Origin of the sequence: Actinoplanes sp. NPDC051633 (genome assembly GCF_040681735.1) — a bacterium.
Taxonomy (GTDB): domain Bacteria; phylum Actinomycetota; class Actinomycetes; order Mycobacteriales; family Micromonosporaceae; genus Actinoplanes.
Genome location: NZ_JBFAZH010000133.1, coordinates 1 through 10,943 on the forward strand (window position 1 = coordinate 1; position 10,943 = coordinate 10,943).

General features: G+C 70.7%; 10 protein-coding genes and 2 pseudogenes. 7 read left to right on the top strand and 5 right to left on the bottom strand.

The genetic code is table 11. From position 1 onward, the window contains the following. Positions 1-1,311, bottom strand: a 1,311-nt coding sequence (locus AB0M20_RS10805; protein WP_364296741.1) for an AAA family ATPase, incomplete at its 3' end; no start/stop codon positions are given. Positions 1,312-1,442: 131 nt separating this feature from the next. On the opposite strand from AB0M20_RS10805, the gene AB0M20_RS10810 reads away from it, so the two are divergent. From AB0M20_RS10810 to AB0M20_RS10825, 4 genes and pseudogenes are all read left to right on the top strand, one after another. Continuing rightward, on the top strand, positions 1,443-1,940 hold the full coding sequence (locus AB0M20_RS10810; RefSeq protein WP_364296743.1) for a SigE family RNA polymerase sigma factor: 498 nt from the start codon (positions 1,443-1,445) through the stop codon (positions 1,938-1,940). Beyond that, positions 1,933-2,796: a hypothetical protein gene (locus AB0M20_RS10815; protein WP_364296745.1), complete on the top strand. Its 864-nt coding sequence runs from the start codon at positions 1,933-1,935 to the stop codon at positions 2,794-2,796. Before AB0M20_RS10810 ends, AB0M20_RS10815 begins: the two co-directional genes overlap by 8 nt. A 16-nt stretch (positions 2,797-2,812) precedes the next feature. Next, entirely contained in the window at positions 2,813-4,264 is a 1,452-nt protein-coding gene (locus tag AB0M20_RS10820; RefSeq protein ID WP_364296747.1) for a phenylacetate--CoA ligase family protein, read from the top strand. Positions 4,265-4,284: 20 nt separating this feature from the next. After that, a pseudogene (locus tag AB0M20_RS10825) lies at positions 4,285-4,865 on the top strand (GNAT family N-acetyltransferase). Positions 4,866-4,870: 5 nt separating this feature from the next. Here AB0M20_RS10825 and AB0M20_RS10830 read toward each other — a convergent pair. Then, the gene (locus tag AB0M20_RS10830; RefSeq protein WP_364296749.1) at positions 4,871-5,773 is read right to left on the bottom strand and encodes an intradiol ring-cleavage dioxygenase; all 903 of its coding nucleotides are present in this window, start codon (positions 5,771-5,773) and stop codon (positions 4,871-4,873) included. A 202-nt stretch (positions 5,774-5,975) separates the two neighbouring features. On the opposite strand from AB0M20_RS10830, the gene AB0M20_RS10835 reads away from it, so the two are divergent. The 3 genes from AB0M20_RS10835 to AB0M20_RS10845 all read left to right on the top strand — a co-directional run bounded on the left by AB0M20_RS10835 (position 5,976) and on the right by AB0M20_RS10845 (position 9,343). Continuing rightward, a complete protein-coding gene (locus tag AB0M20_RS10835; RefSeq protein ID WP_364296751.1) occupies positions 5,976-7,385 on the top strand; it encodes a hypothetical protein in 1,410 nt (469 codons plus the stop codon). A 105-nt stretch (positions 7,386-7,490) separates the two neighbouring features. Then, positions 7,491-8,423, top strand: a complete 933-nt coding sequence (locus tag AB0M20_RS10840) for an NAD(P)-dependent oxidoreductase (RefSeq protein ID WP_364296753.1) — start codon at positions 7,491-7,493, stop codon at positions 8,421-8,423. Continuing rightward, a complete protein-coding gene (locus AB0M20_RS10845; protein ID WP_364296755.1) occupies positions 8,420-9,343 on the top strand; it encodes an RNA polymerase sigma-70 factor in 924 nt (307 codons plus the stop codon). The genes AB0M20_RS10840 and AB0M20_RS10845 overlap by 4 nt, the downstream gene beginning before the upstream one ends. Before the next feature lie 162 nt (positions 9,344-9,505). On the opposite strand, the pseudogene AB0M20_RS10850 reads toward AB0M20_RS10845, so the two are convergent. The 3 genes and pseudogenes from AB0M20_RS10850 to AB0M20_RS10860 form a co-directional block, all read right to left on the bottom strand. Continuing rightward, a pseudogene (locus AB0M20_RS10850) lies at positions 9,506-10,399 on the bottom strand (glycerophosphodiester phosphodiesterase family protein); the annotation flags it as partial. Continuing rightward, positions 10,371-10,679: a hypothetical protein gene (locus tag AB0M20_RS10855; protein ID WP_364296757.1), complete on the bottom strand. Its 309-nt coding sequence runs from the start codon at positions 10,677-10,679 to the stop codon at positions 10,371-10,373. The pseudogene AB0M20_RS10850 and the gene AB0M20_RS10855, both read right to left, overlap by 29 nt. Next, on the bottom strand, positions 10,676-10,843 hold the full coding sequence (locus AB0M20_RS10860) for a hypothetical protein (protein ID WP_364296759.1): 168 nt from the start codon (positions 10,841-10,843) through the stop codon (positions 10,676-10,678). Before AB0M20_RS10860 ends, AB0M20_RS10855 begins: the two co-directional genes overlap by 4 nt. Positions 10,844-10,943: the final 100 nt, after the last annotated feature.

Genomic DNA, 10,943 nt, shown 5'->3' on the forward strand with positions numbered 1-10,943 from the left:
CCCGGCCGCGGCGGCCAGGGCGATGCCGAGCTTGGGACTGGCCCGGACGACCTCCGGCGGCAACGCGTCAGCCAGCCGCAGGAAGGTGCCGAGCGCGCCGCGCGCCATGAAATCGTCGTCGCTGTCGGCGAGCAACTCAGCCGCGGCCACCGGATCTCCCGCCGCGACCAGGCACCGGAACGCGCCCTCCCGATCGCCCGCCGACCGGTGCCACGCCGCCGCCCGCAGCAGCAGCGCCGGTTCCTCGCTCGGGCGGGTGCCGCGCAACTCGCGCCGCAGCGCCTCACGGAACAACCGGTGGTAGCGGTACCAGGTCCGCCGGGCGTCCAGCGCCACCAGGAACAGGTCGGCGCGTTCCAACTCGGCGAGGGTCCGTACCGAATCGCGCCGCTCGAGCGTGAAGTCGCAGAGCGGGCCCGACAGCCGGTCCAGCACCGAGGTTCCCAGCAGGAAATCGCGCTCGCCGGGCGTCAGGCGGTCGATGACCTCAGCGGTGAGGTAGTCGACCACATGCCGGTCGTCGTCCGCCGGCACGGCCACGTCCGGCGTCCGGGCCGGTGTGCCGCGCAGGGTCAGCGCCACCAGCTTGAGACCCGCCGCCCAGCCCTCCGTGCGGGTGACCACCTCCTGGACCACGTCGTCCGGCAGCTCGTTCCGCTGGGTGTCGCGGCGGCTGACCGCGGCGACCAGCGGGCTCGCCTCGCCGGCGGTGAACCGCAGGTCGGCAGCCCGGATCTCGGTCAAGTCTCCCCGTGCGCGCAGCCGGGCCAGCGGAAGTGGCGGGTCGGAGCGGCCGGCGAGAACCAGTCGGACACCGGGCGGCAGGTAGGCGAGCAGGAACTCCAGACCCTCGTGGATCCGCCGGTCCCGGATGACGTGCAGGTCGTCGACGACGACGGTGAGCTGACCCGGCCGCGTCGCGAGGTCGTTGAGGAGGGTGGGCAGGGCCGCCTCCAGAGGGTCCACCGCCGGCACCCGCAGCGCGGCCAACGCGGCCTCGCCGAGTGTGCCATCGGCCACCCGGATGGCCGACACGAAATAGGTCCAGAAACGGGACGGCTCGTCGTCGGCCTCGTCGAGGGTCAGCCAGCCGACGCCGGTGCCGCCCGCACCGGTCACCGTGTGCGCCCAGTCGGTGAGCAGCGTCGTCTTTCCCCAGCCGGCCGGCGCGACCACCACCACGAGCGGCGTACCCTCGCCGAGGACATCGATCAGCCGGCGCCGCGCCACGGTGCCGGCCCGGCGCGGTGGCACGCTGATCTTGCCAACGACGAGCGGAACTCCCTGCTCCGGTGCGTCGCTGGTCACCACCGGCCGATTCTGTCACCGCACGGATTCCCAGCCAATGGCCTCACCTGGCCGGCGAATCCCCGAGTGCAACGACCGCAACCTTTGAATACCGCCGGGCGTGTTCCTATGTACAAGCAAACGGGGGGGTATGCGTGCCGGACGCCGCCGGGTTCGACGAGTTCTATGCCAGTGGCCGTCAGCGGCTGCTTGGTTTCGTCTATCTGCTCACCAACGACCTGGCCGATGCGCAGGACGTGGTGCAGGAGGCGTACATGAAGGCCTGGCAGCATTGGGCCACCGTCGACCGGTACGACGACCCCGACGCGTGGCTGCGGACGGTGGCCTATCGGATCGCGGTGTCCCGGTGGCGGCGGGTGCGCAACCGTACACGGGCGTACCTCCGGCACGGCCCGGACGACCCGGTTCCGGAGCCCAGCGTCACCTCGGTGGCCGTGGTGCAAGCCCTGCGCCGGCTGCCGGACGAGCAGCGCATCACGATCGCCATGCACTACCTGCTCGGCATGCCCGTGGCCGACGTGGCCCGGGAGACCGGCGTCGCGGTCGGCACCGTCAAGGCCCGCCTGCACCGCGGCCGCGCCGCGCTCGCCCCTCTGCTGTCCCTGGACCCGACGGAGCCGGCTGATGTCTGACCTGCGTGACCTGATGAGCAGCGTGACCACGGACCTCGCCGCCGTCCGGTGGTCGACCGCCGACGAGCTGAGGCGCCGGGTACGTACTCGTCGCCGGCGAACGATCGCGGCTGCCGCCGGAGCCGTGGCCGCGGTGGCGGTCGGCGTGGCGGCATTCGCCGCGCCCGGCCAGCGGCCGCCGACGGTGCCGTCGACGCCGACAGCGCCGACGGTGCAGGCTTCGACCGCGGCGCCGGTGGAGATTCCACGGTCCGTGCTCCTGACCGCCCGCGATGTCAAGGCCGGCCCGGACAGCCAGGACGACGGCGCCGACGCGTTCCAGCCCGTCCAGATCCCGGAGTTCATGGCCTGCGACAGGCAGCGCAACGGCAAGCTGCCCGCTCAGACGCCGCGTTTCTCCCGGGGCATCACCCATCTGCTCGGTACGCAGGAGAACCGTCCGGAACGGCCGTTCCTCGTGGGGCAGCAGGTGTACCGCTTCGCCGCGCCGGACGCGGACGGCTTCCTGCGCGACCTGCGGTCGGCGGTGTCCTCCTGTGACGGGCTGACCATGACCGGCGATGTTCCCGCCAAGGGCGGAAAGACGGTCCGGGTGCGCGCCACGCATAGCTGGTCGATCATCGCCGAGGGTTTCGCCGGCGACGATTCCCTGGTGATCAAGCACGACGTCGCCGGGCACAACGTGGCCACCGGCAAGCTGGTCAGTGCGGGCACCGCCGAGCAGGTCGCGTACGTGCGGGTCGGCGACCTGGTCACGCGCGTCTCGGCGCGTTCGGGCACCGACCTCGACGAGGTCCGGCGGCTCTCCACCGTGGCCGCCGGCCGGCTCTGCGTCGCGGCCAATCCGCGATGCTGAGCCTGTTCCTGCGAGGATGGGAATTGTGATGTTCGACGGCGAGCGGGGTGAGCGGACGGCGGATGGTCTGCGGGATTTCTACGCCGGCCACCGGTCCGCCCAGGATCCGCTCGAGGTGTTCCGCCGCGCGGCGGCCGACGTCCCGGCCTACCGCGAGTTCCTGTCGGCGCAGGGCGTCGACCCGGCGACGGTCACCGAGCTGTCGCAGATTCCGTTGATGACCAAGGACAACTACCTTCGGAGGTACGAGCTGCCGGGCCGCTGCCACGGCGGTGACCTGGCCGCCGCCGGCGAGGTCGTCGCGGTGTCCTCCGGCTCGTCGGGCCGCCCGACGGTGTGGCCCAGGTCGGTGCTGGACGAGCGCGCCGTCGCGGACCGGTTCGAGCTGGTGTTCGCGGGCGGCTTCCGGGCCGCCGAGCGGCGCACGCTGGCCGTGGTGTGTTTCGCTCTGGGCAACTGGGTCGGCGGGATGTACACCGTCGCCGCCTGCCGGCACCTGGCGGCCAAGGGTTATCCGATGACGGTGGCCGCCCCCGGCAACAACGTCGACGAGATCCTGCGGGTGGTCGCCGAGCTGGGCGGGTTCTACGACCAGGTGGTGCTGCTCGGCTATCCGCCGTTCGTGAAGAACGTCGTGGACACCGGCCTGGCCGGCGGCGTGGACTGGCCGGCGTACCGGATCAAGGTCGTGGTCGCCGGCGAGGTGTTCAGCGAGCAGTGGCGCGACCTGATCGCCGCGCGTACCGGCATGACCGACCCGGTCACCGACGTGGCCGCGCTCTACGGCACGGCGGACGCCGGGGTGCTGGGCACCGAGACGCCGCTGAGCGTACGCATCCGGCGGTTCCTGGCCGGACGGCCGGAGGTGGCGGGGCCGCTCTTCGGCGACACCCGCCTGCCCACGCTGGTGCAGTTCGACCCGGGGTCGCGCTGGTTCGAGACGGTTGACGGCACCCTCGCGTTCACCGCCGATGGCGCCGTGCCGCTGCTTCGCTACCACATCGCCGACGATGGAGGCGTTCTCGGCCGCGACGACCTGCTCGCGCAGCTCCGCCGGCACGGGTTCGATCCCGGCGACGGACCCGACCTGCCGTTCGTCTACGTCTTCGGCCGGTCGATGTTCACCGTGTCGTTCTACGGCGCCAACATCTACCCGGAAACCGTTGCGGTCGCCGTGGAAAGGCCACCGGTCGCCGACCGGGTCACCGGCAGGTTCGTGCTCGAGACGGTCGAGGACGCGGATCGCGATCGCCGACTGTCCGTTGTGGTCGAGCTGGCGCCCGGCGTCGCCGCCGAACCGGACCTTCCCGGCCGGATCGCCGACGCGATCCGCGCCGAACTGGTGCGGGTGAACAGCGAGTACGCCAACTATGTGCCGGCCGCACGGCAGACGCCCGACGTGGAGCTGCGTCCGGCGGGGGATCCGGAGTACTTCCCGGCCGGGGTGAAGCACCGCTACTCGCGCTGATCCGCCGCGGCGATATCAGGATGCGGTGGGTTCCGTTCTCCGGTACCAACATTCCTAAGGCGGAGCTGGTCCTTCCCTCGGTGTCTCTGCACAAATCGTTCCTCGAAGCGATGGAGGAGTTCCGCCGGCAGGGGCGTGGTGACGCCGAATACCACACGATGCTGGGTAGCGAGCTCCGCCTTTTCGGCGACCGCTGGTCAACACGCGAGGGGTTCGCCCGCTACGTCGACTGGCTCCTCGCCCAGGCGCACGAGGATTCGCCCCGGCCCGCGGGCCACGTGCCGTCGACGACGCTGTGGTGGGTCGAGAACGACGAATACCTCGGCCGACTGGCCATCCGGCACCGCCTGACACCCCGCCTGCGCGAGGTGGGTGGGCACATCGGATACGACGTCCGACCGGCGGCGCGACGCCGCCGTCACGCGACGGCCATGCTGGTGGCGGCCCTCCGGATCGCCGGTGAGCTCGGCATCGAGTCGGCGCTCATCACGTGCGATGTCGGCAACATCGCCTCCCGCAAGGTGCCGGTGGAGTCCTGGAGGATCAGCGAGACGACAAGCTGCGGTTCTGGGCGCCGACCAGCCGCTCGGACAGCATTTGATCAATTCAGCGGCCGTCGCCGGAGCGCCGGCCTCCGGTGGGGGAGGTGCGGGTGTCGACGCGTACGGCGAGCGACACGGCGTAGCCGTTGGTGACGTCACCGGTCACGGTGCCCAGCTGGGAGGCGCCGCCGTCGTCACCGAACACGTTGTCGCCGGCGAGGCTGAGCCGGGCGAGGTTCGTAACGGACTGCTCGTAGCCGGTGGTGGCGTAGACGGTGTCGCAGGCGTTCTGGGGCAGCGCGACCTGCGACGTGGCGATGGCCTTGGTCGAGTCGGTGATGCTCGCCTGGTCGGGGTAGACCTCGAAGTGGATGTGCGGCCAGCGTCCGGCGTAGCAGGCGGGGAAGATGCTGGTGAAGCGGACCTTGCCGTCGGCGTCGGCGACCTGCACGCCGCGCAGGTAGTTCTCGGCGGTGACCCCCTCGGAGTAGAGGGAGTAGGCGCCCGCCCGGTCGCAGTGCCACACGTACACGGCGGTGCCGGCGAACGGCGAGCCGCCGTTGGCGAGGTCCTGGATGGTGAGCTCCAGCGTCATCGGCACCCCGTCGGCCGTGCCGCCGGCGGTGCCGAAGCTGGGGCGGATGTCGCTGCGCACGATCCCGCTCTGCTCGAGCACGTCAGGACCGTTGGAGCCGTCGCCGGGGTACGGACCGGCGGTCTCGTCCGGGATCTCCCCGGTCGCCGCGGTCGTGGAGGCTCCGGTGCTCGGAGAAGACGATGTGTTGCTGCTGCAGGCGGCGAGGCCGAGACCGGCGGCACCGATGCCGAAGGCGCGCAGGAGCTGCCGGCGGCCGATCAGAGTGCCGAGGTCGAAGCCGAGGCCCTGGTCCTCGATGTCCTCGCCGGGCCGGGCGAGCGGGCGTCCCTGATAGGTCGGTGCGGCGCGGTCCGGCTGATCTGAATGCATCGGTGGTGTTCCTCCCGAACGGGGGCAGGTCTCCTGACACGCACAACGATGCCGCCGGCACTCATGTGTCGCCTGTGCACATCCTTTGAGTCAGCTGTGCGCCGGGCGGCAGGCGAGGGCGTGTCGCGACTGCGACACCATCCCACGTTCACACCTGCTATTAATCGACGTTCGTCGAGCAGACTCGTACGAGAGGAACGTCTTGGACAGTCAACCCACGGCCGACGTGTCGCCGAGATCGCCCACCGGCCGGCGCCGGCTTGTGACGGTGGCCGCCACGATCGCCACGGGGCTCGCGCTGACCGGCCTGATCGTCGGTGCCGCGGTCAGCCAACTGAACCCGGACGCCACGGTCACAGCGACTCCGGCTCCGCCGCCGCAGCAGCCGGCGACCGAGACAGCGAACCCGGCGACCCCCGGCGAGCTGACCAGCAGCGCGGAAAGTGTGGCCCAGCAACAGGCGGCAGCGCTGCTTAACGGCGACGAGCAGGGTTGGATGGCGCCGGTCGACCCGAAACAACCCCAACTACAGGCCTACTACCGTCGCCTCTACACCAACCTGCGGGGCCTGCAGGTCACCTACGTCAACTACCGCTACGCCGGTTCCGCCGACCTGCCGGCCCGCGCCACCTCCGGCACCATCAACCTCTACCTGGGCTTCTGCTTCACCGACTCCTGCGAACCGCCGCGCGGCGCCGTCCTCAACTACCCCAAGATCACTCAAAGCGTGACCTGGGCCTGGAACGGCAAGCACTGGATCATCACGAAAGCCGGCCCCGGCAGTCAACGGGAACAGATCCAGCCGACCCCGTGGGAAGACACCGACCTCGTCTTCGCCCAAGGCCGGCGCATCACCGTCGCCGCGGCCCGCGGAGGTAAGTACCAACCCGGCAAACTCGTCACCGCAGCCGACCGAGCGGCCCGCCACGCCGACACCTACGCGGCCGCGATGCGGAACCCGCAACGCCACTACCGGGTCTACCTCGCCGACGAACGACAATGGAAACGCTGGTTCCGGCCGTCGATCCGATCGGGGGTCATCGGATACGCCTTGCCGTTGCAGGACATCGACACCGAAGTCGTACTGCGCATGGCCAGCCTCGGCTCACCCGCGAAGTTCTCCGAAGTGCTGCGCCACGAGCTCGGACACGTGGTGACGCTCAGCGGCACCGACCGCCGCAGCGACTACCTCTACGACGGTGACATGTGGCTCACCGAAGGTATCGCCGAATACATCGCACACGCGCCGAAACCGGCCGCGACCAGCGACCGCCGCGCGAGCACCGCCGTCGTGGTCCGCAGCCGGTTCCGGCCCAGGACGATGGTCTTCGAGCCGCTGGACGACAAGATCGAGTCCGGGAGAGTCACCGACGCCTACTACGGACTCGGCCACTTCGCCGTCGACTGCATGGCCACCGTCTACGGCGAAGCCAAGATGCTCGAGTTCTTCCGGCTCCACATCCGCGGGGCGCCGCGCGACCCTGGAGTCTTCGACCCACTCGGCACGCGCGGAAAACTCGATTACGACCAAGCCTCCCGGCGGACCTTCGGAACCGGCTTCCGCACCGTCGACAAGACCTGCGTCACGTGGATCCGCCGGCAGATCGGCTGACCATCACGGCAGACCGTGGGCGGGCGCGCCGTCCCATGTCACAGCGGACCGGCCCATCTCGTCTGAGCTCTGAAGACAAGTTTTGCGAGAGGGAAGGTGATGATCATGCGGGTGTTCGTGGCCGGCGGGTCGGGAGTTCTGGGACGGCGGCTGGTGCCTCAACTGGTGGCTCGCGGTCATCGAGTGACGGCTACCACGACGAGCTCGGCTAAGCTCCGGCTGGTGGAGCAGCTGGGCGCCGAGGCCGTCACGATGAACGGGCTGGACGCGGCATCGGTCGGTGAGGCGGTGGCCCGGGCACGGCCGGACGTGATCGTGCACCAGATGACCGCCATCTCGGTGACCCACGCCGGCAAGGCCGACCTTAAGCACATGGATCGATGGTTCGCCGGCACCAACCGCCTTCGTACCGAGGGGACGGACCACCTGCTGGACGCGGCGAAGGCCATCGGCGTGAGCAACGTCGTGGCGCAGAGCTACGGCGGGTGGAACGGCCTGCGGCAGGGTGGTTGGGTGAAGACGGAGCAGGACCCGGTGGACCCGATGGCGGGGACGCCGGCCGAGCCGGGCATGCGGGCGATCCGCCACGTCGAGGAGGCGGTGACCGACGCCGGCGGCGCCGTGCTGAGGTACGGCTGGTTCTACGGGCCCGGCTCCACCGACGACCTGGTCGAGCCGGTCCGCAAACGCCAGTTCCCGGTCATCGGCTCCGGCGACGGTCACACCTCTTGGATTCATCTCGACGACGCGGCCGCCGCCACCGTCCTGGCCGTGGAGCAACATGTGAAGGGTGTGTACAACGTTGTCGACGATGAGCCGGCCCCGGCCCGCGAGTGGCTGCCGTACCTGGCCGAGTGCGCCGGAGCCAAACCGCCCGTGCGCATCCCGGCCTGGCTCGCCCGGCCGCTGGCCGGCAAGGTGGCGGTGACCATGATGACCGAGGGGCGCGGGTTCTCCAACGCCAAGGCCAAGCGGGAGCTGGGCTGGCACCTGCGGTATCCGTCGTGGCGGCAGGGCTTCAAGGAAGAGCTGGCATGACGCGTACGGAGGACTTCGAGCAGCTGAGACCGCTGCTGTTTTCGATCGCCTACCGCATCCTCGGCAGTGTGACCGAGGCCGAGGACGCCGTTCAGGAGACCTGGCTGCGCTTCCAGCGGTCGCCGGCGCAGCCGGCATCGGCCAAGGCGTACCTCTCGGCGGTGGTGACCCGCATCTCGATCGACGTGCTGCGGTCGGCTCGGGTGCGGCGCGAGTCCTACGTCGGGCCGTGGTTCCCGGAGCCGCTGCTGACCGACCCGTACGAGGATCCGGAGCGGTCGGCCGAGCTGGCCGACTCGTTGTCGACCGCGGCCCTGCTCCTGCTGGAGCGGCTCAGCCCGCTGGAGCGGGCGGTGTTCGTGCTGCGGGACGTGTTCGGATTCGAATTCGCCGAAGTCGCGTCGGCGGTGGGCCGTTCGGAGGCGGCGTGCCGCCAGCTCGCGGTGCGCGCCCGCCGCCACATGGATGCGGGGCGGCCCCGCTTCGAGGCCGACCGCCGGGAGCGGGATCGACTCGCCGGGCGCTTCTTCGACGCGTTACGGCTGGGCGACGTCGACCGCCTGCGGGAGCTGCTCGCCGCCGACGTCCAGCTGGTCAGCGACAGCGGCGGCAAGGCGCCGCAGTGGGGAAAGGGCATCTTCGGCGCCGACCGGGTGGCCCGGGTGCTGGCCTCGATCGTCGGCCCGTTCACCAGGATCGGCGTCGTGGTCGAGCCCCGTCCGGTGAACGGCGAGCCGGGCGCGATCTTCCGCGACGGCGGGGGCAAGGTCGTCAACACGTGGGCCCTGGAGATCGCCGACGGGCAGATCCAGGCGATCCGTACGGTGCTCAACCCGGACAAGCTCGCCGACGTGGGTCCGGTGGCGGATGCCCGGGCGGTCATTCATGAGGCCGCCCGGGCACGCCGGCCGGCGGAATGATCGTTCAGGGTCGGAGGCGGCCGGGCAGGAGGCGGTGCCCGGGGTGCCGGGACGGGCGACTTGCCGTTGGTCGAGGAGGCGTTCCAGCACGGTCGGCTTCGACGACATCAGGCCGTCGGCGCACGCGTCGATCAGTGATCGGTATGTCGCCTCGTCCTCGGTCGCCGTGCCGCTGAACCAGACGTGCACCGCGTACCCATCGCTGTGTGCCCTGGCGATGAAACCCGGCGTCGCGACCTTCAAGCCCTGGAACGCGACCGGGATCTGCAGCGCGACCGTTCCGCCGATGGGGCGGATGCGCAAGGTCAGATATCGCAGCACCCCGGTGAAGCCCGGCGCCAGTCCGACGGCGGGCGCCAGCTTGTGGAACTCGGCGATCGCCTCGTCGTTGAACGAGGTCACGATGATGTCCTGGGTGCGGTCCAGGCGCTGCAGGAGCTCGGCCAGCAGCCGGGCATTGCGTACGAACGACTCGCTGTCATCCTCCGACGTGCCCTTGATCTCCACCGTGATCGGGGTACGCGGGAACCGCGTCAGCACGTCCTCGAGCGATGGCACCGCGAAGTCACCGGCCGCGTATCCCGGCGGCGGTGGCCGATCTCCGGTCCGGACACCCCGCAGCTCGGAGCGGAACGCCGCGTCCAGCTGCTGTACCGCACGCAGCGTCTTGTCCCGGACCGGCCCGCTGCCGTCGGTGGTGTCGTCGACCGTCGCGTCGTGCATGACGACCAGCACGTCGTCGGCGGTCGAGTGCACGTCCATCTCGAGCATGTCGGAGCCGACGGCGACCGCGCGCGCGAACGCGTACATGGTGCTGGAGGGCGCCTCGGCCTCGCCGCCCTGATGGGCGATGGAGAGGAAGGGCTTGTCCATCCACGGGCCGGGAGGCGAGTCGCCGGGGCGGGTCAGGTGCACCACGAAGCCGGTCGCCAGCACCACGACGACCGCGCCGGCGATGAGCCACTTCCGTCGAGACCTCATCGTTGCGAAGCCTAACCGGCGGATCGTCCGGGTCAGGGGGAGAGGATCACGGCGAAGAAGACCCGGGCCTGGCATCGGGGCCGAGCTGGATGCCGACGACTCTGGGGTTGTCGCCGTCCAGCGGCCGGTCCCAGTAGATGACGGCCCGGGCGGCGTCGACGGCGAGCGGCTCGTCCGGGAAGTCGGGATCCGGCGACAGCGGCACCCGCCGCAGGGCCGCCACGGGCATTCCGGTTTCGGTGTTCACCAAGGCCCTCTTGCCGACCTGCTCCTCGGCGGTCGCCGGATCCACCCGGCCGGCCGCCAACCCCCGCACGGCGGCGATCAGTGCGGCGTCGTCTCGAGGGTCGCTCACTTCAGGTTCACCTTCGTGTGGTCGGGCAACGCTTCCCACCTCGACACCGCACCCGTCATCTCGGGCACTGCCCCGACCCGCGACGTGGGTCCTTCGTCGTCCGCGCTGAAGAACACCGGAACGCTCTCAGGGGTGACCGGCCGCGACTGTCGCGCGGCCGTCACGCGGAACGACGAAACGGCGGGGTGGCGCGGGCGCGGCACCCCCGCCCGGGTGTTTCAGGGAGTCGCCTGCCGGGGCGGGGGGGCGGGAGAGCGGCCGGGA

What these genes read in the sequence shown, in the direction of transcription:
- AB0M20_RS10820 (WP_364296747.1), top strand. Translation starts at nt 2,813, where the DNA reads ATGGGAATTGTGATGTTCGACGGCGAGCGGGGTGAGCGGACGGCGGAT.
- AB0M20_RS10830 (WP_364296749.1), bottom strand. Translation starts at nt 5,773, where the DNA reads ATGCATTCAGATCAGCCGGACCGCGCCGCACCGACCTATCAGGGACGC.
- AB0M20_RS10845 (WP_364296755.1), top strand. Translation starts at nt 8,420, where the DNA reads ATGACGCGTACGGAGGACTTCGAGCAGCTGAGACCGCTGCTGTTTTCG.
- AB0M20_RS10840 (WP_364296753.1), top strand. Translation starts at nt 7,491, where the DNA reads ATGCGGGTGTTCGTGGCCGGCGGGTCGGGAGTTCTGGGACGGCGGCTG.
- AB0M20_RS10815 (WP_364296745.1), top strand. Translation starts at nt 1,933, where the DNA reads ATGTCTGACCTGCGTGACCTGATGAGCAGCGTGACCACGGACCTCGCC.